Below are 23,799 nucleotides of genomic sequence, written 5' to 3' on the forward strand. Positions count from 1 at the left end.
GGAGCCAGAAAGAGATGAAAAGGGTAGGGCATGTTTGACACGATCCTGATTGCGAACCGGGGTGAGATTGCTTGCCGGGTGATGGAAACGGCGCAAGCCATGGGGGTGCGCTGCGTGGCGGTGTACTCGGACGCGGATGCGGGCGCGAAACATGTCGCCATGGCGGATGCTGCGGTGCATATCGGCGGCTCGGCACCGGCGGAGAGTTATCTGAAGGGCGATGTGATCATTCAAGCCGCGCTCGATACCGGCGCGCAGGCGATCCATCCGGGCTATGGGTTCTTGAGCGAGAACCCTGATTTCGTGGAAGCGGTCGAGGCCGCGGGGCTGACCTTCATCGGGCCTTCGGCCAAGGCCATCCGCGCCATGGGGCTGAAGGATGCCGCCAAGGCACTGATGGTCGAGGCGGGCGTGCCCGTGGTGCCGGGATATCACGGGGCGGATCAGGACGACGCGTTGCTGGCGGAAGAGGCCGAGAAGATCGGCTACCCGGTGTTGATCAAGGCCGTCGCGGGCGGCGGCGGCAAGGGGATGCGTCTGGTCGAGGAGGCCGGGGGCTTTCAGGCGGCGCTTGAGAGCGCGCGCTCCGAGGCCAAGACCGCTTTTGGCAACCCGGACGTACTGGTCGAGAAATTCGTCACCAAGCCGCGCCATATCGAGGTGCAGGTCTTTGGCGACGGCACACATGCGGTGCATCTGTTCGAGCGCGACTGCTCGCTTCAGCGCCGCCACCAGAAGGTGATCGAGGAAGCGCCCGCGCCGGCCATGACGGAAGAGATGCGCGAGGCCATGGGCCAAGCGGCGGTGCGCGCGGCCGAGGCCATCGGCTATGCCGGGGCGGGGACGGTGGAATTCATCGTCGACGGTTCGGGCGGGCTTTCGACCGACGGGTTCTTCTTCATGGAGATGAACACGCGGCTTCAGGTGGAGCATCCGGTGACCGAACTGGTGACCGGGGTCGATCTGGTGGAATGGCAGTTGCGCGTCGCCGCGGGCGAAGCCCTGCCGAAGCGCCAAGATGAGCTCACGATCAACGGCCACGCCTTCGAGGCGCGGCTTTATGCCGAGGACGTGCCGAAGGGTTTCCTGCCCGCCACCGGGACGCTCACACATCTGTCCTTCACCCCCCAGACCCGGGCCGACAGCGGCGTGCGGGCGGGCGACACGATCAGCCCCTTCTACGATCCGATGATCGCCAAGGTCATCGTGCACGGGCCCACGCGGGACGTGGCGCTCTCGCGCCTGCGCGCGGCGCTGAAGGGGTGTGAAGTCGGCGGCACGGTCACCAACCTCGCCTTCCTCGGCGCGTTGGCCGAGCACGAGGGTTTCGCCATGGGCGACGTGGATACGGGCCTGATCGCCCGCGACATCGAGGCGCTGACAGCGCAGCCCGAGGTGCCGGGGCGGCATTTCGCGCTGGCCGGGATGGCAGCACTTGGGCTCGACCAGCCACAGGCCGAGGCGGGCTTCAACCTCTGGCGGCCGTTGCGGCATCAGGTGATGCTGGGCCGCGAGGGCGAGGAGCATCTGCTGAAGGTGCGGGTGCTCTCGGAGGACGTGCAGCTTTGGACCGTGGGCGACCACGAGGTCCGGGCCGAGCGCATCGCGGGCCGCTGGAAGGTCGATGGCCATATAGCCCCCCCGGTCTCGGTCGCGGGCGACGTGGTCACGGTGTTTGATGCCTATGGCATCGCCTTTGACGTGATCGACCCGCTGGCACGCGCCGCCGCCGCCCATGGCGACGGCAACATCGTCGAAGCGCCGATGCCGGGGTTGGTGCGTGCCATCGACGCCGAGGTCGGCCAGAGCGTCGCCAAGGGTGACCGTCTGGCGGTGCTGGAGGCGATGAAGATGGAGCATTCGCTGCTCGCCGCGCGCGACGGCGTGGTGGCCGAGGTGTTGGCAGAGGCCGGCGATCAGGTCGAGGCCGGTGCGGCGCTGGTGCGTCTGGAAGCCGAGGAGGGCGCATGATTACGCTGCATCACTGTCCGCAGACCCGCTCGATGCGCACGCTCTGGCTGCTGCACGAGCTGGACGACGTGGAGTTTCAGGTCAAGATGCATGCCTTCGACCGCAGCCTGCGCGATCCGGAATACCTCGTGCTCTCGCCCGCGGGCCGGGTGCCTGCGCTGGAGATCGACGGCGAGCGCATGTTCGAGACCGGGGCGATCACGCAATACCTGTGTGAACGCTACAGCCCCGACCGCATGGGCCGCTCGGTCGGTAGCCCGGACCGGATGGCCTGGCTGGTCTGGGTGCATTTCGCCGAAACCATCAGCCAGCATACCGCGGCGCTGACCCAGCAACACATCGCCCTGCGCGAGGACCACATGCGCAGCCCCATCGTGATGAAGCTCGAGGCTGCGCGGATCGGCAAATGCTACGATGCACTCGAGGCGCGGCTGTCGACGCCGTTGGAGAACCGCGACTACCTGCTGACGTCCGGCTTTTCGGCCGCCGATATCTCGGTGGGCCAAGCGGTCTACATGGCGCGGCATTTCGTGAAATTGGATGACCACCCCTCGGTCGCGGCGTGGTATGAACGGATCACGGAACGTGAAAGCTTCGCGCAGGCGCTACCCGAGGAGGGGCGGCTCTACGAGAAGGAATTCTATGCGCCATGGCCGGTGGAATGACCGGCGGCGTGCTCTCAGGGAAGGAAAGCTGCGAATGAGCCTTGGGCCATGTGAGATTTTCGAGGTCGGCCCGCGGGACGGGCTGCAGAACGAGAAACGCGAAATCCCGGTGGCCGAGAAGGTCGCGCTGGTGGACAAGCTGAGCGAAGCCGGGTTTCGTCGCATCGAATGCGCCAGTTTCGTCAGCCCCAAATGGGTGCCGCAGATGGCGGGTTCGGGCGAGGTGCTCTCCGGTATCACGCGTGCCGAGGGCGTACGCTATGCGGCGCTGACGCCCAACATGCGCGGCTATGAAGATGCGCTGGCCGCGAAGGCCGACGAGATCGCCATTTTCGCCTCCGCCTCCGACGGGTTTAGCCAGAAGAACATCAACGCCAGCATCGACGAGGCTTTCGAGCGCTTCGCCCCGATCCTCGAAGAGGCCCGACACGTGGACATTCCGGTGCGCGGCTATGTCTCCTGCGTGGTGGAATGCCCCTATGACGGCAGGGTCGATCCCGGCGACGTGGCGCGCGTGGCCGACAAGCTCTTTGCGATGGGCTGCTACGAAATCTCTCTCGGCGACACCATTGGCGCGGGCACGCCCGACAGTATCGCGCGGATGCTGCTTTCGGTGCGCGACGTGGTGCCGGCGGGGCGGCTCGCGGGGCATTACCATGACACCCACGGGCGGGCGATGGCCAATATCGATGCCTCACTGTCGATGGGTCTGCGGGTCTTCGACGCGGCGGTCGGTGGCTTGGGCGGTTGCCCCTATGCGCCGGGGGCGGCGGGCAATGTCGCCACCGAGGCGGTGAACGAACATCTGACGGCGCTTGGCTACGACACCGGCGTCGATCAGGCGGTGGTGCTGGAGGCCGCCGAAATGGCACGGGCAATGCGAGGGTGACATGTACGAGACTTTGACGATCAAAACCGACGCGCGCGGGGTGGCGACGCTCACCCTCAACCGGCCGGAGAAACACAACGCCATGTCGGCGCAGATGCTGGCTGACTTGACTGCGGCGGCGGGCAAGCTGGCGGAGGATGACGCGGTGCGCGTCGTAGTTTTGACCGGGGCGGGCAAATCCTTCTGTGCGGGCGGCGATCTGGGCTGGATGCGCGACCAGCGCGACATGGATGCCGAGACCCGTTCGGCCGAGGCGGGCAAGCTTGCCACCATGCTGGGCGCGCTCAACGCGCTGCCGAAGCCGGTGATCGGCAAGCTACAGGGCAATGCCTTCGGCGGTGGCGTCGGCATGGCCTCGGTCTGTGACGTGGCCGTGGGGGTCGATACGCTGAAGATGGGCTTCACCGAGACCCGTCTGGGCATCATCCCGGCCACCATCGGGCCCTATGTGCTGGCGCGGATGGGCGAGGGGCGCGCGCGGCGGGTCTTCATGTCGGCGCGTCTGTTTGATGCTGCAGAGGCGGTCGATCTGGGGCTGTTGGCCCGCGCCGTACCGGCCGAGGAGTTGGACGCGGCAGTCGAGGCCGAGGTCGTGCCCTACCTCTCCTGCGCGCCGGGGGCGGTGGCGGCGGCCAAGAAGCTGGCGCAGGACTTGGGTGGAATCGCCACGCCCGAGGCGGTGGAAATGTCCATTGATGCCCTCGCGGCGCGTTGGGAAACCGATGAGGCTGCCGAGGGAATCGGTGCCTTCTTTGATAAGCGCAAAGCCGCTTGGGTGGTCTAGCTCAAGGCTTTGGCGAAATGGCTCTATTGCGGGCCCGTGGGCGGCATTAACCGGGCTTGGCCCGTTGACCCTACCCACGGGCAGAGTTAAACCCGTTCCAAGTTTGTCTGCGCGGGCTTTTGGCCTTTGCCTCATGCCGCGCACCGCGAAAGGAGCATCCCCTTGGACGACATGCTGCGGGAATACCTGCCCATCCTCGTTTTTCTGGCCGTGGCGATTGGCCTTGGCCTTGTGCTGATCCTCGCCGCTGTGGTCGTGGCCGTGCGCAATCCTGACCCGGAGAAGGTCTCGGCCTATGAATGCGGGTTCAACGCATTCGACGATGCGCGGATGAAGTTTGATGTGCGTTTCTATCTGGTCTCGATCCTCTTCATCATCTTCGACCTTGAAATCGCCTTCCTCTTCCCATGGGCCGTGGCCTTCAAAGAGGTGAGCATGGTGGGCTTCTGGTCGATGATGGTGTTCTTGGGCGTGCTGACGGCGGGCTTCGCCTATGAATGGAAGAAGGGAGCGCTGGAATGGCAGTAAAAGATGACGCACTCGTCACCCCGGTGATGGGCGATGGCCACCAAAGCCCACGGGTGAAATCCGGTGCCTCCGCCCCTGCGGCCTACGGTCAATATGGCGCGGGGCCGGACCCTGAGTTCGCCACCCAGAGCCTGAATGCCGAGTTGCAGGACAAGGGGTTCCTGCTGACTTCGACCGAAGACATCATCAACTGGGCGCGCACGGGCAGCTTGCACTGGATGACCTTCGGTCTGGCCTGCTGCGCGGTGGAAATGATGCACAGTTCCATGCCGCGCTATGACCTTGAGCGTTTCGGCACAGCACCACGCGCCTCTCCGCGCCAGTCGGACCTGATGATCGTCGCGGGCACGCTGACCAACAAGATGGCCCCGGCGCTCCGCAAGGTCTATGACCAGATGCCAGAGCCGCGCTATGTGATCTCGATGGGGTCCTGCGCCAATGGCGGCGGTTACTATCACTACAGCTATTCGGTCGTGCGCGGCTGTGACCGCATCGTGCCGGTCGATGTCTATGTGCCCGGCTGCCCGCCGACGGCGGAAGCACTGCTTTATGGTATCCTCCAGCTGCAGCGCAAAATTCGTCGCACCGGGACGATCGTGCGCTAAGGCAACCGCCTGCGCCGCAAGCGGGGCAGGCAGAAGGACAAAGCGCCAAAGGCGCGGGACAGTGAGATGGCGTTGATCGGCGCGTGGAAGGAAGATTTGCGATGAGCGAACAACTGCAGGAACTTGGGGCCTATATCGAAGCCAAACGCCCCGATTGCGTGCTCGGATGGGATGTCACCAAGGGTGAGTTGAACATGGATGTGGCGCTGGCCAATGTCGCCGGGCTTGTCGAGTTCCTCAAAGGTGATCCGACCTGCCGCTTCTCGACTTTGGTGGACATTACGGCAGTGGATTATCCGGGCCGGGCCAAGCGGTTCGAGGTGGTTTACCACTTCCTGTCGATGTATCAGAACCAGCGCATCCGCCTGCGCGCCGCCGCGCGGGAGAAGGACATGGTGCCCTCGATCACCGGCGTGCATCCCAGTGCCGATTGGTTCGAGCGTGAAGTCTTTGACATGTTCGGCATCCTCTTTTCCGGCCACCCGGACCTGCGCCGTATCCTGACGGACTATGGTTTCCGCGGGCACCCGCTGCGCAAGGATTTTCCGACCACGGGTTATACCGAGGTGCGCTATGACGAAGGCGCCAAACGTGTGGTCTATGAGCCCGTAAGCCTCGTTCAGGAATACCGCCAGTTCGACTTCATGTCGCCGTGGGAAGGGGCCGATTACATCCTGCCCGGCGACGACAAGTCGGCACCCGACGGTCATGTGAGCAAGGACGCGAAGTAATGGGCGGGTTCGGCTGGCTGATCCTCTCGGCGCTGACCGCCATTCCGATGGTCAAACTGCTGCCGTTCTTCGGCATCAACAAATACTGGGCGGTGGCCTGTCTGATCCCGCTGGGCACGATTGCCCTGCTGTGGTGGATGGGCATGAAGCTGCAAGAACTGGAGAAACGGTAATGGACGGCGACATTCGCACAAAAGCCTTTGACGACGGGTCGACCGACTTTGAGTCCGGCGAGCAGAAGATTCGCAACTTCAACATCAACTTCGGCCCGCAACACCCTGCCGCACACGGGGTTTTGCGTCTGGTGCTTGAGCTTGACGGTGAGGTGGTAGAGCGTTGCGACCCCCATATCGGCCTGCTGCACCGTGGCACCGAAAAGCTGATGGAAAGCCGCACCTACCTGCAAAACCTGCCGTATTTCGACCGGCTGGATTACGTGGCCCCGATGAACCAAGAGCACGCTTGGTGTCTGGCCATCGAAAAGCTGACCGACACGGTGGTGCCGCGCCGTGCCTCGCTGATCCGGGTGCTGTTCTCGGAAATCGGGCGCATTCTGAACCACCTTCTCAATATCACCACGCAGGCGCTGGACGTGGGCGCGCTGACGCCGCCGCTCTGGGGCTTTGAAGAGCGTGAGAGCCTGATGATCTTTTACGAGCGGGCCTGCGGCGCGCGTCTGCACGCGGCGTACTTCCGCCCCGGCGGCGTTCACCAAGACCTGCCGCCCGCGCTGCTGGACGATATTGAAGCTTGGTGTGAACAGTTCCTCAAGAAGTTCATGGTCGACATCGATGAGCTGCTGACCGAGAACCGCATCTTCAAACAGCGCAACGTCGACATCGGCATCGTGACCGAAGAGGACATCCTCAACTACGGCTTCAGCGGTGTGATGGTGCGCGGGTCGGGCTTTGCTTGGGACCTGCGTCGCGCGCAGCCCTATGAATGCTACGACGAATTCGACTTCCAGATCCCCGTGGGCAAGAACGGCGACTGCTTTGACCGCTACCTCTGCCGGATGGAAGAGATGCGCCAGTCGACCTACATCATCCAGCAAGCGATCGAGAAGCTGCGCGCCCCCGACGGGCAGGGCGATGTACTGGCCCGGGGCAAGATCACCCCGCCGTCGCGCACCGCGATGAAGACCGACATGGAAAGCCTGATCCACCACTTCAAGCTTTACACCGAAGGGTTCCACGTGCCCAAGGGGGAGGTTTACTGCGCCGTAGAAGCGCCCAAGGGCGAGTTTGGCGTCTACCTTGTGGCCGATGGCTCCAACAAACCCTATCGCTCCAAAATCCGCGCGCCGGGCTTCTTGCACCTGCAGGCGATGGACCATGTCGCCAGTGGTCACCAGCTTGCCGATGTCGCTGCGATCATCGGCACCATGGACGTCGTCTTTGGAGAGATTGACCGGTGATGCCGCTGGCGTCACCCCGTTTTGAAGAAATTTACGCCGGGGGCATCATTGGCCTCCGCCTGACCATAGGTTCGAACTAATGCTCCGCCGTCTACACCCTGACCAGCCCGACAGTTTTGCCTTCACGCCCGCCAACCAAGAATGGGCCGAAGCGCAAATCACCAAATACCCCGAAGGCCGTCAGGCCAGCGCGATCATTCCGCTTTTGTGGCGCGCCCAAGAGCAAGAGGGTTGGTTGACCCGCCCGGCGATTGAACATGTCTCGGAGATGCTGGGCATGGCCTATATCCGGGGCCTCGAAGTGGCGACCTTCTACTTCATGTTCCAGCTGCAACCCGTTGGTTCCGTGGCACATATCCAAGTTTGCGGCACCACCTCCTGCATGATTTGCGGGGCCGAGGATCTGGTCGCCGTCTGCAAAGAGCGTATCGCCGCCAAGCCGCATGAGCTGTCGGCGGACGGGCGTTTTTCTTGGGAAGAGGTCGAATGCCTCGGCGCCTGTTCCAACGCCCCCATGGCGCAGATCGGCAAGGACTATTACGAAGACCTGACCACCGCGCGGCTGAACGAAATCCTTGATGAGTTGAGCGACGGGCGCGTGCCCGTGCCCGGCCCTCAGAACGGGCGCTATGCCTCGGAGCCTCTGGGCGGGTTGACCAGCCTCACGGATCACGAAAGCGGGCGCACGCAGTATAACGCCAGCGCGCAAGCGGCGGTCGATATCGGCGATACGGTCAAGCGCATCGACGGCACCGAGGTGCCGCTGCTGACACCTTGGCAGCGCAAGCCCGACGCGCCGCAGCCTGAAACCGTGGAAGAGGTCGAAGCCGAAGAGCCGCGTCCCGCCGAGGGCGAAAGCGCCGACAAGACCGGCATCACCGAGCAGGAGGCCGAGGCCGCCTCGAAAAGCAAGCCGCGTTCCAAGCGCGACCCCGCGGGTGAAACCGTTGATGCCGCCAAGGCCGAGACCGACACCCCCGCGACGCCCGGCCAAAAGCCCGCGCAGTTGGACGGCCCGCGTGAGGGCGAGGCGGATGATCTGAAAAAGATCAAAGGCGTCGGTCCGAAGCTGGAGCAGATGCTTAACGGCATGGGTTTCTACCACTTTGATCAGATCGCCCAATGGGGCCCTGAGGAGGTCGCTTGGGTCGACCAGAACCTCGAAGGGTTCAAAGGCCGCGTCAGCCGCGACAATTGGGTAGAGCAGGCCGCGCGCCTCGCAGAAGAATAAGACGGAGATTAACAACGGGCCAAGGACGGCACCCACACCACCCCGCAGAGCCATAAGCCGCATCGCCCGTATCAAGGGAGAGAAGGACAGTCATGACGGATATTTCGGAACGAGAAGCCTGCACCAAGCGCTGCTGGTGGCTGGGTGCCGGTGTCGGTTTGCTTGTGGCATTCCTGTTGCTGGCTTTCGGCATCTGGGGTCTGTTGATGTCCATTCTGGCCGGTGTGCTGGTGGCGGTGATTGTGGGCTATCTGGCGATGACCCTGCTGTGCAAAGACGTGCCAGCCGCCGCACCGCAAGACAGCACGCGCAGCGCGGCGGCAGCATCGGTTGCAGCGGCACCGACGGCATCGGACAGCGTCTCGCCAGCGGTGGGCACCGTCCCAGCCGGTGACGCAGGCATCGGGGCCGCGCGAAAGGCCAGCGCGCCGGTTGAGCCTGTGGCAGAGACACCGCCGACCGCGCCCGTGGCCGATACAGCTGCCGTTGAGGCCGCGCCGGATGAGGTTGCCGAGGCCGAGGTGGCGGGCGAGGAAGAGCCCGCCGGAACCTCCGAGGAAACAACGCCGACGCCGCCCGTGGCTGACACACCCGCCGTCGAAGCCACCCCGGAACGGGTTGTCGAAGCCGAAGAAGCGCCTGCGGTGGTGACCACTCCGGAAGAGACCGTCGAAACCGCGCCCAAGGGGGCGACAGGCGGCGCATCGACTGATGGAAAACCCGCGCTGCTGGATGCACCCCGTGCGGGCGGGGCGGATGACCTCAAGCGGATCGGCGGCATCGGGCCGAAGCTGGAACAGACGCTGAATGAATTGGGCATCTTCCATTTCGATCAGGTCGCGGCCCTTGAGGGAGAAGAGATCGACTGGGTCGATTCCCGTCTGCGTTTCAAGGGCCGTATCCGGCGCGACGATTGGATCGGTCAGGCCAAGGCGCTTGCCAGTGACGGCAAGGCCGAAGGCTGATCGGGGTAAGAGAGAGACATGAGCGAAGCCGAAGACAGAGCGCTTGCCCGCAAGGGCCGCACCGCAGGGCTGGTCATTGCCGTGACGATGTGCTTGTGGCTGGCCATGCAATGGGCCGGCCCGGCGCTTGGCCTGCCGGGGCGTTATGCGCTGCTCTTCGACTTTGCTGCACTGGCCGCGCTTTTCTGGGCGATGGCCGTGATATATCAAATGTGGCAGGCCCGCCGGGCCAGCCGTGAGAACCAAAGGTAGGCATCATGCTTCAGGACAAAGACCGCATTTTTACCAACATCTACGGCATGCATGACCGCACCCTGAAAGGCGCGCAGGCGCGCGGCCATTGGGATGGCACCGCCGGGATCATTCAAAAGGGCCGCGATTGGATCGTCGACCAGATGAAAGCCTCTGGCCTGCGGGGCCGGGGTGGGGCGGGCTTCCCCACGGGGCTTAAGTGGTCCTTCATGCCGAAGGAAAGCGATGGCCGCCCGGCCTATCTTGTGGTCAACGCCGACGAATCCGAGCCGGGCACCTGCAAAGACCGCGAGATCATGCGCCACGATCCGCATACGCTGATCGAAGGCTGCCTGATCGCCTCTTTCGCGATGAACGCGCATACCTGCTACATCTACCTGCGCGGCGAGTATATCCGCGAGCGCGAAGCCCTGCAGGCCGCGATTGATGAGGCCTATGAGGCCGGTCTGGTGGGCAAGAACGCCAGCAAATCGGGCTGGGATTTCGATATCTACCTGCACCACGGGGCAGGGGCCTATATCTGTGGCGAAGAAACCGCGCTGCTGGAAAGCCTCGAAGGCAAGAAGGGCATGCCCCGGATGAAGCCGCCGTTCCCGGCGGGCGCGGGTCTTTATGGTTGCCCGACAACGGTCAACAACGTGGAATCCATCGCTGTGGTGCCGACCATCCTGCGCCGCGGGCCGGAGTGGTTCGCAGGCTTTGGCCGCGCCAATAACGCGGGCACCAAGCTGTTCGCGATCTCAGGTCACGTGAACAACCCCTGCGTTGTCGAAGAGGCGATGTCGATCTCCTTTGAAGAGCTGATCGAGACCCATTGCGGCGGGATTCGCGGCGGCTGGGACAATCTCAAGGCGGTGATCCCCGGCGGGTCGTCGGTGCCGCTGATCCCCGGCAAAGACATGCGCGACGCGATCATGGACTTCGACTACCTGCGTGAGCAGCGTTCGGGTCTCGGCACCGCGGCGGTGATCGTGATGGACAACTCAACGGACGTGATCAAGGCGATCTGGCGGCTGTCGAAGTTCTACAAGCACGAAAGCTGCGGCCAGTGCACGCCCTGCCGCGAAGGCACCGGTTGGATGATGCGGGTGATGGACCGTCTGGTCTCGGGCGATGCCGAGCCGGAAGAGATCGACATGCTGCTCGACGTGACCAAACAGGTCGAAGGCCACACGATCTGCGCGCTTGGCGATGCGGCGGCTTGGCCGATCCAAGGTCTGATCCGCCACTTCCGCGATGAGATCGAAGATCGGATCAAACACAAGCGCACGGGCCGCGTCAGCGCGGTCGCGGCAGAGTGAAACCCTGCGCGGCGGCGGGCCTCACCGGCTTGACGCTTGATGCAGGAGCGGCGATAGCGGGCGCGCGTCAGGCGCGTCCGTCCACAACAGGCGCGGGGCGATCGGCAAGGCCGGGCCATGGCGCAGCGGAGTAGGTCTATGAAATATGCTTTGACGGTTCTGACGCTCAGCGCTCTGCTGGCAGGCTGCGCCAATGATGGTGAGCGGATTGCCTTTGACGGGCAGTATTTCAACACCAAACTGCGCAAGGTCGACGGCCAGCGGGATGTCTTTCAGGTGACGGTCAAGGACGCCGGCAAATCCATCGACGGCGCCCGTGCGGCGGCGCGCTATGAGGCGGTGAAATACTGTGTCGGCAACTACGGCAACTCGAAAATCGACTGGACCTTTGGCCCCGATGCCCCGGCAAGCGCGCTGCGGTTCGATGGCGGGGCGCTGACCTTTGAGGGGCGCTGCCCCCAGTGATCGCATCGGCGACATATCGCGGGCCTGCGGGCCTTGGGGGCGGTGATATTGAATATCACGGCCTGCAATCTCCATCTGTCAGACGGGCCGTTCCGGCCCGCTGCATGAAGGAGAATTGATATGCGCACCCTGATGATCGCCGTGATGGGCCTGAGCCTGACCGCCGCCAGCGTGACACCGGTCGCCGCCAAACCGCCGCTGCGCGAGGTGGCCGCCATCGACGATGCGCTCTTGGACATGGGCGTCGCCGACATCATCCGCAAGAACTGCCCCGACATCAGCGCGCGGATGCTGCGCGCGGTCAAGATGGCTTGGGACTTGAAAGGCAAGGCAACCGATCTGGGCTACTCCGACGCCGAGATCGACGCCTATATTGATAGTGACGCTGAAAAAGCGCGCATGAGAGCGCGGGGCGCCGCGTTTTTCAAGGCGAAGGGGGTCGATACTTCGGACCCGCAAAGCTATTGTGCGCTCGGACGCGAAGAGATTCAAAAATCGAGCCGGATCGGTTCGTTACTGAAGGCAAAGTGAGCTTATGAGCGATATCCGCAAGATCATCATCGACGGTAAGGAAGTCGAAGTCGAAGGGGCGATGACGCTCATTCAGGCCTGCGAGCAGGTCGGCATCGAAGTGCCGCGCTTCTGTTACCACGAGCGTCTGTCGATCGCTGGCAACTGCCGCATGTGTCTTGTGGAAGTCGTCGGCGGGCCGCCCAAGCCCGCCGCCTCCTGCGCCATGCAGGTGCGCGACCTGCGCCCCGGTCCCGAGGGCCAGCCGCCGGTCGTGAAAACCAACTCGCCCATGGTCAAGAAGGCCCGCGAGGGCGTGATGGAATTCCTGCTCATCAACCACCCGCTGGATTGCCCGATCTGCGACCAAGGCGGTGAGTGCGACCTGCAGGACCAGGCGATGGCCTACGGCGTCGACTTCTCGCGCTACCGCGAGCCCAAGCGTGCGACCGAAGATCTCGATCTCGGCCCCCTGGTGGAAACCCACATGACGCGCTGCATTTCCTGCACCCGCTGCGTGCGCTTCACGACCGAGGTCGCAGGCCAGCACGTCATGGGCCAGACCGGCCGCGGCGAGGATGCGGAGATCACCACCTATCTCGGCGCGCTGATCGACAGCAACCTGTCCGGCAATATCATCGACCTCTGCCCGGTGGGTGCGCTGGTGTCCAAACCCTATGCCTTCACCGCGCGTCCGTGGGAACTCAGCAAGACCGAGAGCATCGACGTGATGGATGCGCTCGGCTCCAACATCCGCGTGGACACCAAGGGCCGCGAAGTCATGCGCTTCCTGCCGCGCAACCATGATGGCGTGAACGAGGAGTGGATTTCGGACAAGACGCGCTTCGTTTGGGACGGTCTGCGCCGCCAGCGTCTCGATACACCTTACATCCGCGAGAACGGCAAGCTGCGCAAAGCCAGCTGGCCCGAGGCGCTGAATGCCGCCGCCGCCGCGATGAAGGGCAAGAAGCTGGCCGGTTTGATCGGCGATCTGGCCCCGGTTGAGGCGGCCTTTGCCCTGAAACAGCTGATCGAAGGGCAGGGCGGTGTTGTCGAATGCCGCACCGATGGCGCGAAACTGCCCGCGGGCAACCGTTTCGGCTATGTCGGCAACGCGCGGATTGAGGATCTGGACAATGCCAAGATGATCCAGCTCATTGGCACGAACCCCGCCGTCGAGGCGCCGGTGCTGAATGCGCGTATCCGTAAGGCATGGGCCAATGGCGCCGAGATCGGCCTGATCGGCGAAGCGGCTGATCTGACCTATCCGCATCACCATCTGGGCAACGACCGCGCCACGCTCGACAAACTGATGGGCAGCGACTTCGACGAAGTGCTGGAGCAGCCTTCGGTGATCGTCGTCGGGCAGGGCGCCCTGCGCGAAGCCGATGGTTCGGCGGTTCTGGCGAAAGCGATGGAACTGGCCGAGAAGACCAAGAGCAAGCTGATGGTCCTGCACACCGCCGCCTCGCGCGTCGGTGCCATGGACATCGGTGCCGTGGCCGAAAACGGTATGGACGACGTGAACGCGGCAGAGGTGATCTACAACCTCGGTGCCGACGAGATCGAGATCGGCGAAGGCCCCTTCGTGATCTACCAAGGCAGCCACGGCGACCGCGGCGCGCACCGCGCCGACATCATCCTGCCGGGTGCCGCCTATACCGAGGAGCCGGGTCTTTTCGTCAACACCGAAGGCCGCCCGCAGCTGGCGCTGCGCGCAGGCTTTGCACCGGGGCAGGCGAAAGAGAACTGGGCGATTCTCCGGGCACTTTCGGCTGAGATGGGCGCGCAACTGGGCTATGATTCCATTGCCGAACTGCGCCGCAAGCTGACCGAGGCCGTGCCGCATCTGGCGAATGTCGATGAGGTGCCGGAAAACGAATGGAACGCGCTGCCTGCGGGCAAGCTGGGCAATGCGTCTTTCGCGCCTGCGGTGCGTGACTTCTATCTCTCCAACCCGATCGCGCGGGCCAGCCAGTTGATGGCGGAACTGTCGGCACTGGCCGCCGCGCGCCGGGCCGAGCCGATGGCGGCGGAGTGAGAACAATGGCGTTGGCCCCCTTGATGCTACTGGCCGCCTGCGAACCGCAGGTGCCGGTGGCCGAGGATTTTATCCCCGATTACAAGGGGGTCGAAACCCAGCTTTTGGACGGGGATTTGGTGCAATTCAACGTGGCGATGACCAAGGCGCTTTCGGCGCAGGACGTGTCGGACTACGCCGAATGCGCCGCCGCGCAATACACGCTGATCCGGGGCTACGGTTTTGCGCGTCATGTGCGGACAAATGTGAGCGAAGAGGGTGGCATATGGCGGGCAGATGCTGTTTACACAATCTCGCCGAGCCTGCCCAAAGGCTTGAAGACAATTGATGCCGAAGTGACCGCGTTTCAATGCGCGGAACGCGGCATTCCGACGGTGTGAGGACTTATGGCTGATTTCTTTTACACAACCGGGTTAGGCATTGGCCTTCTGACGGTTGCGCAGGTGTTGCTGCTGGTCGTGCCGCTATTGCTGGCGCTGGCCTTCCTCATGTATGCCGACCGCAAGATCTGGGCCGCCGTGATGATGCGCCGCGGCCCCAACGTTGTGGGCGTCTTCGGCCTGCTGCAGAGTTTTGCCGACTTCCTCAAATATATCGTTAAGGAAGTGGTGGTTCCGGCGGGCGCCGACAAGGGGGTCTTCTTCCTTGCGCCGATGATTTCCTTCGTCATGGCAATGATCGCTTGGGCAGTGATCCCGTTTAACGACGGTTGGATCCTGTCGGACATCAACGTGGCGATCCTCTATGTCTTCGCGGTTTCTTCGCTCGAGGTTTACGGCGTGATCATGGGCGGTTGGGCCTCGAACTCGAAATATCCCTTCTTGGGCTCTTTGCGCTCCGCCGCGCAGATGATCTCTTACGAAGTCTCGATCGGTCTGATCATCATCGGCGTGATCCTCTCGACCGGATCGATGAACTTCTCCTCCATCGTGGCGGCCCAGGATGGCGACTGGGGTCTGCTGAACTGGTACTTCCTGCCGCATTTCCCGATGCTGATCCTGTTCTTCATCTCGGCGCTGGCGGAGACCAACCGCCCGCCCTTCGACCTGCCGGAAGCGGAATCGGAACTGGTGGCAGGCTACCAGGTGGAATATTCCTCCACGCCCTTCCTGCTCTTCATGATTGGCGAGCTGGTGGCCGTGGTGCTGATGTGCGCGCTGGTGTCGCTGATGTTCTTCGGTGGCTGGCTGTCGCCGGTGCCGTTCCTGCCCGATGGCTTCTTCTGGATGTTTATCAAGATGCTGATGGTCTTCTTCATGTTCGCCATGGTGAAGGCAATCACGCCGCGCTACCGCTATGATCAGCTGATGCGGCTGGGGTGGAAAGTCTTCCTGCCCTTCTCGCTCTTCTGGGTGGTCTTCGTGGCCTTCGCTGCAAAATTCGACTGGTTCTGGGGCATCTACGCCCGCTGGACCGTAGGGGGCTGACATGGTTAACACCGATTACACCCGCGCCGCGAAATACTTCCTGCTGGCGGATTACGCCAAGGCGTTCATGCTGGGGATGCGCTATTTCTTTGCGCCGAAGACCACGCTGAACTACCCGCACGAGAAGGGGCCGCTGTCGCCCCGTTTCCGTGGCGAACACGCGTTGCGGCGGTACCCCAACGGCGAGGAACGGTGCATCGCTTGCAAACTGTGCGAGGCCGTCTGCCCCGCGCAGGCTATCACCATCGATGCCGAAGCCCGCGAGGACGGCAGCCGCCGCACCACGCGCTATGACATCGACATGACCAAATGCATTTACTGCGGTTTCTGCCAAGAGGCTTGCCCGGTGGATGCCATTGTCGAAGGCCCGAACTTCGAGTTCTCGACTGAGACCCGCGAAGAGCTTTACTACGACAAGGCCAAGCTTTTGGACAACGGCGAACGCTGGGAAGCCGAAATTGCCCGCAACCTCGAAATGGACGCGCCCTACAGATGAGCGACCCCAAGAACCCTTTTGATGCGATGATGAAGCAAGCGCAGGAGATGGCGAAAGCCTTTCCGGCCATGGATGCTTTTTCGCCCAAAGGGTTCGAGGTGATGATGGGCACCATGCCGAAAGAGATGATGGATTTCTGGTTCGGCGATACGGTGAACAAGGGCGGGCTGGACGCGCGGACGCGGCTGCTTCTGACCCTCGCCGGGCTGACCATGCAGGGCGCGCAGAATGACATGGCCCTTCGTCAAACCGTGCGCCACGCTCGCGAGGCGGGGGCCACGAAACAACATATCGTCGAGACGATCAGCCAGATGTCGGTCTTTGCCGGGCTTCCGGCGATGACCCGGGCGCTGGAATTGGCGCAATCGGTCCTCGACGACGAACAAGACACCAAGAAGGAAGACGGCGCATGACGGTCTTTTCATTTTACCTCTTCGCGATCAGCGTCATCACCGGCGGGCTGTTCACGGTGATCAGCCGCAACCCGGTGCATTCGGTGCTTTGGCTGATCCTGTCCTTCCTTTCGGCGGCGGGGCTCTTTGTTCTGCTCGGCGCGGAGTTCGTGGCGATGCTGCTGGTCATCGTCTATGTGGGCGCGGTGGCGGTGCTCTTCCTCTTCGTCGTCATGATGCTCGACGTGGACTTCGCCGAGCTCAAGGCCGAGATGGCGCGCTACATGCCGCTGGCGCTGCTGATCGGGCTGGTGATCTTGATGCAATTCGTCATGGCCTTCGGCGCATGGGAGCAGAGCGCGGCGGCGGAAAGCCTGCGGGCCAATGCGATTGATCCCGCGCGGTTCAACACCGAAGCCCTCGGCCTGCTGCTTTATGATCGTTACTTCCTGCTGTTCCAACTGGCGGGTTTGATCCTGCTGGTGGCGATGATCGGGGCGATTGTGCTGACACTGCGTCACCGCAAGGATGTAAAGCGCCAAGACGTGGTGGCCCAGATGATGCGCGACCCGGCTAAGGCGATGGAACTGCGCGACGTGAAGTCAGGGCAGGGCCTGTAACAGACGGAATTTTTTGAAAATTCCGGGGCCGTTCTCTTTGAAAGAGAACGGCTGAACCAAGAGAGAGAAGGGACGTCGAAATGTCGAGAACAACAATCGTGGTACTGGTCGTGGTGTTGATCGTCGTGTTTTTCGGCGGCTACAGCTTTATCGGCTAAACCCTCGGCAATCCCGGTGGCAGCCGGGGCAAAGTGATACTAAAAGCCCCCTCAGATGGGGCGCGACCAAAGCCCATCAAGGGGCGGGAACGTAAGGGACGACATGATCGGACTTGAGCATTACCTGACAGTGGCGGCGACGCTGTTTGTCATCGGCATCTTCGGGCTATTCCTGAACCGCAAGAACGTGATCATTCTGCTGATGAGCATCGAATTGATGCTGCTTGCGGTGAATATCAACCTCGTCGCCTTTTCGAGCTTCCTTGGTGATCTGACGGGGCAGGTCTTCACGCTTTTCGTGCTTACCGTCGCCGCGGCCGAGGCTGCCATCGGCCTCGCCATTTTGGTCTGTTTCTTCCGCAACCGTGGCTCGATCGCGGTGGAAGATGTCAACGTGATGAAGGGCTGAGGCAATGGAAACCACGATCCTATTCGCCCCGCTGGTGGGCGCCATCCTCTGCGGTTTTGGCTGGAAGATCATCGGTGAGAAGGCCGCCCAGTGGGTCGCCACCGGGCTGCTGTTCCTTGCCGCCTTCCTGTCTTGGGTGGTCTTCCTGACGCTGGACGGCCCAGCCGAGCAAATCCAGATCCTGCGCTTTATCGAGAGCGGCACGCTGAGCACAGATTGGGCGATCCGGCTCGACCGTTTGACCGCGATCATGTTGATCGTCATCACCACGGTGTCGAGCCTCGTACACCTCTATTCCTTCGGCTACATGGCCCATGACGAGAACTTCCGCGATAACGAAAGCTATCGCCCTCGGTTCTTCGCCTATCTGTCTTTCTTCACCTTCGCGATGTTGATGCTGGTGACAGCCGACAACCTTGTGCAAATGTTCTTTGGCTGGGAAGGCGTGGGCGTGGCCTCCTACCTGCTGATCGGTTTCTACTTCCGCAAGCCGTCGGCCAATGCCGCAGCGATGAAAGCCTTTGTGGTCAACCGGGTGGGGGACTTTGCCTTCCTGCTCGGCATCTTTGGCCTTTACATGCTGACGGACTCGATCCGCTTTGACGATATCTTTGCCGCCGCACCCGATCTGGCCGAACAGTCCGTTACCTTCCTGTGGAACGACTGGAACGCAGCGAACCTGATCGCCTTCCTGCTGTTCCTCGGCGCGATGGGTAAATCGGCGCAGCTTTTCCTGCACACATGGCTGCCTGACGCGATGGAGGGCCCGACGCCTGTGTCGGCGCTGATCCACGCCGCGACCATGGTTACCGCGGGTGTTTTCCTTGTCTGCCGCATGTCGCCTGTGATGGAATTCGCGCCCGAGGCGATGGCCTTTGTCACCGTGATCGGCGCCACCACTGCCTTTGTTGCCGCGACCATCGGCCTCGTGCAGACCGATATCAAACGCGTCATCGCCTATTCGACCATGTCGCAGCTTGGCTATATGTTCGTGGCCGCGGGCGTGGGAATGTATTCGGCGGCGATGTTCCACCTCTTCACGCACGCCTTCTTCAAGGCGATGCTCTTCTTGGGCGCGGGCTCGGTCATCCATGCGATGCACCATGAGCAGGATATGACCAACTACGGCGGTCTGCGCAAAAAGATCCCCTATACCTTCTGGGCGATGATGATCGGCACGCTGGCCATCACCGGCGTCGGCATTCCGCTCACGCATATTGGTTTCGCGGGCTTCCTGTCGAAGGACGCGATTATTGAGAGCGCTTGGGGCGGTGGGTCGATGTATGGCTTCTGGCTTCTTGTAATCGCCGCGGCGATGACGAGCTTCTATAGCTGGCGCCTGATTTTCCTCACCTTCTTTGGCAAGCCGCGCGGCAACAAGCACACGCATGAGCATGCGCATGAAAGCCCGATGGTCATGCTGATCCCGCTTGGCGTTCTGGCGCTCGGCTCGATCTTTGCCGGGATGATTTGGTACGGCAGTTTCTTTGGTCACGCGGATCAAGTCGGCAAGTTCTACGGCATCCCGATGGCCGAGATGGCAGGCCACGGCGACGATCATGTCGAGGGGGCAGAGGATGACCATGGCGCAACTGGTCCGGTCGATGGCGACCATGGCGCGGATGCGCTGGTTGAAGGCCACCAAGACGCAGGCACCCATCACGAAGCCTTTGGCGGTGCGCCGGGCGAGGGGGCGCTTTACTTCGCACCTGACAACCATGTGCTGGAAGATGCCCATGCCGCGCCGAAATGGGTCAAGGTCTCGCCCTTCATCGCGATGCTGGCCGGTCTGGTCATGGCCCTGTGGTTTTACATCTGGAGCCCGACCGTCCCGGGACGGCTGGCGGCAAACCAACGCCCGCTTTACCTGTTCCTGAAAAACAAATGGTACTTTGATGAGGTTTACGACGTGATTTTCGTGCGTCCTGCCAAAACGATCGGCCGGTTCCTGTGGAAACGCGGCGATGGCACTGTGATCGACGGCACGCTCAATGGCGTCGCCATGGGAATCATCCCCTTCTTCACCCGCCTCGCGGGTAAGGCGCAGACGGGCTATATCTTCACCTATGCCTTCGCCATGGTGATCGGCATCGCCGTTCTGGTGACATGGATGACGATGAGCGGAGGAGCGAATTGATGGATACGCATCTGCTTTCAATCATCACATTCATTCCGGCATTCGCAGCGCTGATCCTTGCGGTCTTTCTGCGGGGCGACGATGCCGCCGCCGGGCGCAATGCGAAATGGTTGGCCTTCATCACCACGACGGTCACCTTCCTGATCTCGCTTTTCGTGCTGTTCGAGTTCGACCCGTCGAACACCGATTTCCAATTCGTGGATGAGGCCGACTGGCTTTTGGGCCTGAAATACCGCCTCGGCGTCGACGGCATCTCGATCCTTTTCGTGATGCTCACGACCTTCATGATGCCGCTGGTCATCGCGGCAAGCTGGAACGTCGAGCATCGCGTCAAGGAATACATGATCGCCTTCCTGCTGTTGGAGACCCTGATGCTGGGCGTCTTCATGGCGCTGGATTTGGTGCTCTTCTACCTCTTCTTTGAAGCCGGCCTGATCCCGATGTTCCTGATCATCGGCATCTGGGGCGGGAAAGAGCGTATTTACGCGAGCTTCAAGTTCTTCCTCTACACCTTCCTCGGCTCGGTGCTGATGCTGGTCGCGATGGTGGCGATGTTTACCGAAGCGGGCACCACCTGCATCGGTGGCTGCGAAATCAGCCTGCTCACGCATAACTTCGGCTCCGAAAGCTTCGAGGTTCTGGGCATCCAGATCGTCGGCGGCATGCAGACGCTGATGTTCCTCGCCTTCTTCGCCAGCTTCGCGGTGAAAATGCCGATGTGGCCGGTGCACACTTGGCTGCCCGATGCCCACGTTCAGGCGCCGACGGCAGGCTCCGTGGTGCTGGCGGCAATCCTGCTCAAGATGGGCGGTTACGGCTTCCTGCGCTTCTCTTTGCCGATGTTCCCAGTGGGGGCCGAGGTGATGACGCCGCTGATCCTGTGGATGTCGGCCATCGCCATCGTCTACACCTCGCTGGTGGCGCTGGTGCAGCAGGACATGAAAAAGCTGATCGCCTATTCCTCGGTCGCGCATATGGGTTTTGTGACCATGGGCATCTTTGCGGCCAACCAGCAGGGTGTCGATGGGGCGATCTTCCAGATGATCAGCCACGGCTTCATATCCGGCGCGCTCTTCCTCAGTGTCGGCGTGATCTATGACCGGATGCATACCCGTGAGATCGACGCCTATGGCGGTCTGGTGAACCGGATGCCCGCCTATGCGCTGGTCTTCATGTTCTTCACCATGGCCAACGTGGGCCTGCCGGGCACATCGGGCTTCGTGGGGGAATTCCTGACGCTGATGGCGACCTTCCAAGTGAACACTTGGGTGGCGGCCGTGGCGACCACAGGGGTGATCTTCTCCGCGGCCTATGCGCTGTGGCTTTATCGCCGCGTGGTGATGGGTGACTTGATCAAGGAAAGCCTCAAGGCGATCACCGATATGACTGCGCGTGAGAAATGGATCATTGCCCCTCTGGTGGCGATGACCCTGATCCTCGGCGTCTACCCGGCGCTGGTGCTGGACATGATCGGGCCCTCCGTGGCGGCCCTGATTGAAAATTACGACATGGCGCTGGAGGCGGCTGATACCGCCGTGCAGACCGCCGATGCCTCGCATTAAGAAGGACTTGGCGCATGATATCCGCTGATCTGAACATCATTCTGCCTGAGATCGTCCTTGCGGGGTTTGCCCTGCTTGGCCTTCTCGGCGCGGTCTATACGTCGAAAGACAAGGCCGCCGGGGTGCTCGTCTGGGTGACCGCGGTGGTGATGGTGCTGCTGGCCGGTTGGGTGGCCATGTCTGGCGACGGCACCACCAATATCGCCTTCCACGGCATGTTCATCGACGACACTTTCGCGCGTTTCGCCAAGGTGACGATCCTGCTTTCTGCCGCTGCCGTCTTGGTCATGTCGGAAAACTATATGAAACTGCGCGGCTTGCTGCGGTTCGAGTATCCGATGCTCGTGGCCTTGGCCGTCGTTGGCATGATGATGATGGTCTCCGCAGGCGACCTGATGGCGCTCTACATGGGGCTGGAACTGCAGTCGCTGGCGCTTTACGTCGTAGCCTCCCTGCGCCGCGACTCGGTTAAGTCCACTGAAGCGGGTTTGAAGTATTTCGTGCTCGGCGCACTCAGCTCGGGCTTGCTGCTCTATGGCGCATCGCTGGTCTATGGCTACGCCGGGACCACGCTGTTCGCGGGCATCATCACCACGGCGCAGACGGGCGGCACATCGCTTGGCCTGCTCTTTGGTCTGGTTTTCCTGATCTCCGGTCTGGCCTTCAAAGTCTCCGCCGTGCCCTTCCATATGTGGACACCGGACGTCTATGAGGGCGCGCCCACGCCGATCGCGGCTTTCTTTGCCACCGCGCCCAAGGTCGCGGCGATGGGTCTCTTCGCGCGGGTGATGCATGACGCCTTTGGCCAGATCGTCAGTGACTGGACCCAGATCGTCGCGCTGCTGTCGGTTCTGTCGATGTTCTTTGGCTCGGTCGCCGCGATCGGTCAGACCAATATCAAACGTCTGATGGCCTTCTCTTCCATCGCGCATATTGGCTATGCGCTGATGGGTCTGGCCGCGGGCACCGCCTTTGGCGTGCAGGCGATGCTGGTCTATATGGCGATCTATGTGACCATGAACCTCGGCACCTTCGCCTTTATTCTGTTGATGCAGAAAGACGGCGCGCCGGTGACCGATATCACCCTGCTCAACATGTATGCCAAGACCAACCCGGGCCGAGCGCTGGCGATGCTGGTGCTGCTGTTCAGCCTTGCGGGCGTGCCGCCGATGCTGGGCTTCTTCGGCAAGTTCTATGTGCTGCGCGCGGCCTATGACGCCAATATGACATGGCTGGCCATCGCGGGCGTGATCGCCAGTGTGATCGGTGCCTATTACTACCTGCGCATCGTCTTCTACATGTACTTCGGCGAAGAGCGTTCGGACACGCTCGACCACCAGAACGGTGGTGTGCTGACCGTGGTGCTGATGGCCTCTGCCGTCATCATGATCGTCGGCATCGCCAATATGTTCGGCGTCGAAGGCTTGGCCGCATCGGCTGCGGCTTCGCTGGTGAACTGAGCGGTGCGGCACGAGATCGGCCAGAGACGCGCATGACCCCTTGGCCGGAAGGCTATGGCCGGCGCGTCTATGACACGCTCGATTCCACCCTCTCAGAAGCGGCGCGGTTGCAGCAAGAGCTGACCGCGCCGACTTGGATTTTGGCGTTAGAGCAGACGGCGGCGCGCGGGCGTCGGGGCCGGAGCTGGGCCACCCCCCGCGGCAATTTCGCGGCCACCCTGATGATGCCGCGCAAAGAGCCGCCGGGCGTCGCCGCGCTGCGCTCTTTCGTGGCCTCGCTCGCGCTTTACCGTGCATTCGTGGCTGTGACGGGGCGGGAGGACGCTTTTGCGCTCAAGTGGCCGAATGACGTTCTTCTGCGCGGGGGCAAGGTCGCTGGCATCTTGCTGGAGAGCGTGGGCGAGCATTTGGCCATTGGCATTGGCGTGAACCTTGCGCATGGACCGGCGGTGGGCAGCCTTGAGGCGCGCGCCTTACCTGCGGTGACCCTACGCGATGCGGGGGGCAATGTGAGCGCTGAAGACTTCCTCGACGTGCTTGCGCGGGAATACGCCGGTCTGGAAGAGCAGTTCACGACCTATGGGTTCAGCACGATCCGCACCGCGTGGCTGGCCCATGCCGCGCGGCTCGGAGAGGTCATCACCGCGCGCACCATGCGCGACGAGATGACCGGCGTTTACGAAGATGTAGACAGCGCAGGCAATCTGATCCTGCGCACCCGCGACGGCCCGGTGCCCATCACCGCGGCGGACGTGTTTTTCTAAAATCGGGGGAGGGGAGGCA

Annotated in this window: 26 protein-coding genes; all 26 read left to right on the forward strand. The window is 62.4% G+C overall.

Translation table 11 applies throughout. The features are described from left to right. Positions 1–30: 30 nt before the first annotated feature. The gene (locus tag ACGYK9_RS13980) at positions 31–1,971 is read left to right on the forward strand and encodes an acetyl/propionyl/methylcrotonyl-CoA carboxylase subunit alpha (protein ID WP_394412235.1); all 1,941 of its coding nucleotides are present in this window, start codon (positions 31–33) and stop codon (positions 1,969–1,971) included. Then, the gene (locus tag ACGYK9_RS13985; RefSeq protein WP_394412238.1) at positions 1,968–2,636 is read left to right on the forward strand and encodes a glutathione S-transferase family protein; all 669 of its coding nucleotides are present in this window, start codon (positions 1,968–1,970) and stop codon (positions 2,634–2,636) included. Before ACGYK9_RS13980 ends, ACGYK9_RS13985 begins: the two co-directional genes overlap by 4 nt. A 34-nt stretch (positions 2,637–2,670) precedes the next feature. Continuing rightward, complete coding sequence (locus ACGYK9_RS13990; protein ID WP_394412241.1) at positions 2,671–3,525, forward strand: hydroxymethylglutaryl-CoA lyase; 855 nt, start codon at positions 2,671–2,673, stop codon at positions 3,523–3,525. 1 nt (position 3,526) lies between these two features. Further along, complete coding sequence (locus tag ACGYK9_RS13995; RefSeq protein ID WP_394412244.1) at positions 3,527–4,309, forward strand: crotonase/enoyl-CoA hydratase family protein; 783 nt, start codon at positions 3,527–3,529, stop codon at positions 4,307–4,309. A 162-nt stretch (positions 4,310–4,471) separates the two neighbouring features. Then, entirely contained in the window at positions 4,472–4,837 is a 366-nt protein-coding gene (locus ACGYK9_RS14000; protein WP_067263411.1) for an NADH-quinone oxidoreductase subunit A, read from the forward strand. Further along, a complete protein-coding gene (locus ACGYK9_RS14005; RefSeq protein WP_231886322.1) occupies positions 4,828–5,442 on the forward strand; it encodes an NADH-quinone oxidoreductase subunit B family protein in 615 nt (204 codons plus the stop codon). The genes ACGYK9_RS14000 and ACGYK9_RS14005 overlap by 10 nt, the downstream gene beginning before the upstream one ends. A 101-nt stretch (positions 5,443–5,543) precedes the next feature. Continuing rightward, entirely contained in the window at positions 5,544–6,173 is a 630-nt protein-coding gene (locus ACGYK9_RS14010) for an NADH-quinone oxidoreductase subunit C (protein ID WP_394412247.1), read from the forward strand. Then, positions 6,173–6,346: a hypothetical protein gene (locus tag ACGYK9_RS14015; protein ID WP_271687645.1), complete on the forward strand. Its 174-nt coding sequence runs from the start codon at positions 6,173–6,175 to the stop codon at positions 6,344–6,346. The genes ACGYK9_RS14010 and ACGYK9_RS14015 overlap by 1 nt, the downstream gene beginning before the upstream one ends. After that, positions 6,346–7,590 (forward strand): NADH-quinone oxidoreductase subunit D, encoded by a 1,245-nt coding sequence (locus ACGYK9_RS14020; RefSeq protein WP_271693443.1) that lies wholly within the window; start codon positions 6,346–6,348, stop codon positions 7,588–7,590. The genes ACGYK9_RS14015 and ACGYK9_RS14020 overlap by 1 nt, the downstream gene beginning before the upstream one ends. 79 nt (positions 7,591–7,669) lie before the next feature. Beyond that, positions 7,670–8,821: an NADH-quinone oxidoreductase subunit E gene (locus tag ACGYK9_RS14025; protein WP_394412250.1), complete on the forward strand. Its 1,152-nt coding sequence runs from the start codon at positions 7,670–7,672 to the stop codon at positions 8,819–8,821. 92 nt (positions 8,822–8,913) lie between these two features. Continuing rightward, on the forward strand, positions 8,914–9,786 hold the full coding sequence (locus ACGYK9_RS14030) for a hypothetical protein (protein WP_394412253.1): 873 nt from the start codon (positions 8,914–8,916) through the stop codon (positions 9,784–9,786). Between the two features lie 18 nt (positions 9,787–9,804). After that, entirely contained in the window at positions 9,805–10,038 is a 234-nt protein-coding gene (locus ACGYK9_RS14035; protein ID WP_394412256.1) for a DUF5337 domain-containing protein, read from the forward strand. 5 nt (positions 10,039–10,043) lie between these two features. After that, complete coding sequence (nuoF, locus tag ACGYK9_RS14040; protein WP_209218008.1) at positions 10,044–11,339, forward strand: NADH-quinone oxidoreductase subunit NuoF; 1,296 nt, start codon at positions 10,044–10,046, stop codon at positions 11,337–11,339. Positions 11,340–11,477: 138 nt separating this feature from the next. Beyond that, positions 11,478–11,804, forward strand: a complete 327-nt coding sequence (locus ACGYK9_RS14045; RefSeq protein WP_394412259.1) for a hypothetical protein — start codon at positions 11,478–11,480, stop codon at positions 11,802–11,804. A 120-nt stretch (positions 11,805–11,924) separates the two neighbouring features. Further along, positions 11,925–12,335, forward strand: a complete 411-nt coding sequence (locus ACGYK9_RS14050; RefSeq protein WP_322327938.1) for a DUF5333 domain-containing protein — start codon at positions 11,925–11,927, stop codon at positions 12,333–12,335. 4 nt (positions 12,336–12,339) lie between these two features. Then, complete coding sequence (gene nuoG, locus ACGYK9_RS14055) at positions 12,340–14,355, forward strand: NADH-quinone oxidoreductase subunit NuoG (RefSeq protein WP_394422563.1); 2,016 nt, start codon at positions 12,340–12,342, stop codon at positions 14,353–14,355. A 5-nt stretch (positions 14,356–14,360) separates the two neighbouring features. Then, the gene (locus tag ACGYK9_RS14060; RefSeq protein WP_067263450.1) at positions 14,361–14,735 is read left to right on the forward strand and encodes a hypothetical protein; all 375 of its coding nucleotides are present in this window, start codon (positions 14,361–14,363) and stop codon (positions 14,733–14,735) included. A 6-nt stretch (positions 14,736–14,741) separates the two neighbouring features. After that, positions 14,742–15,782 carry an NADH-quinone oxidoreductase subunit NuoH gene (gene nuoH / locus ACGYK9_RS14065; protein ID WP_394414431.1) on the forward strand — a complete coding sequence of 347 codons (1,041 nt, stop codon included), beginning with the start codon at positions 14,742–14,744 and terminating at the stop codon, positions 15,780–15,782. A gap of 1 nt (position 15,783) precedes the next feature. Further along, positions 15,784–16,278 carry an NADH-quinone oxidoreductase subunit NuoI gene (nuoI, locus tag ACGYK9_RS14070; protein ID WP_394414434.1) on the forward strand — a complete coding sequence of 165 codons (495 nt, stop codon included), beginning with the start codon at positions 15,784–15,786 and terminating at the stop codon, positions 16,276–16,278. Next, complete coding sequence (locus ACGYK9_RS14075; RefSeq protein ID WP_394414437.1) at positions 16,275–16,691, forward strand: carboxymuconolactone decarboxylase family protein; 417 nt, start codon at positions 16,275–16,277, stop codon at positions 16,689–16,691. Before nuoI ends, ACGYK9_RS14075 begins: the two co-directional genes overlap by 4 nt. Further along, positions 16,688–17,290, forward strand: a complete 603-nt coding sequence (locus tag ACGYK9_RS14080) for an NADH-quinone oxidoreductase subunit J (protein WP_067268146.1) — start codon at positions 16,688–16,690, stop codon at positions 17,288–17,290. The genes ACGYK9_RS14075 and ACGYK9_RS14080 overlap by 4 nt, the downstream gene beginning before the upstream one ends. 261 nt (positions 17,291–17,551) lie before the next feature. After that, complete coding sequence (gene nuoK / locus ACGYK9_RS14085) at positions 17,552–17,857, forward strand: NADH-quinone oxidoreductase subunit NuoK (protein WP_007119508.1); 306 nt, start codon at positions 17,552–17,554, stop codon at positions 17,855–17,857. Between the two features lie 4 nt (positions 17,858–17,861). Next, positions 17,862–19,994 (forward strand): NADH-quinone oxidoreductase subunit L, encoded by a 2,133-nt coding sequence (gene nuoL / locus ACGYK9_RS14090; protein WP_394414440.1) that lies wholly within the window; start codon positions 17,862–17,864, stop codon positions 19,992–19,994. After that, positions 19,994–21,556, forward strand: a complete 1,563-nt coding sequence (locus ACGYK9_RS14095; protein ID WP_271687634.1) for an NADH-quinone oxidoreductase subunit M — start codon at positions 19,994–19,996, stop codon at positions 21,554–21,556. The genes nuoL and ACGYK9_RS14095 overlap by 1 nt, the downstream gene beginning before the upstream one ends. Positions 21,557–21,570: 14 nt before the next feature. Next, a complete protein-coding gene (gene nuoN, locus ACGYK9_RS14100; RefSeq protein ID WP_067268151.1) occupies positions 21,571–23,016 on the forward strand; it encodes an NADH-quinone oxidoreductase subunit NuoN in 1,446 nt (481 codons plus the stop codon). Positions 23,017–23,048: 32 nt separating this feature from the next. Continuing rightward, positions 23,049–23,780 carry a biotin--[acetyl-CoA-carboxylase] ligase gene (locus ACGYK9_RS14105; RefSeq protein WP_394414444.1) on the forward strand — a complete coding sequence of 244 codons (732 nt, stop codon included), beginning with the start codon at positions 23,049–23,051 and terminating at the stop codon, positions 23,778–23,780. The last annotated feature ends 19 nt before the right edge of the window (positions 23,781–23,799 follow it).

This window comes from Sulfitobacter sp. 1A15258, from assembly GCF_043557045.1.
Lineage (GTDB): Bacteria > Pseudomonadota > Alphaproteobacteria > Rhodobacterales > Rhodobacteraceae > Sulfitobacter > Sulfitobacter faviae.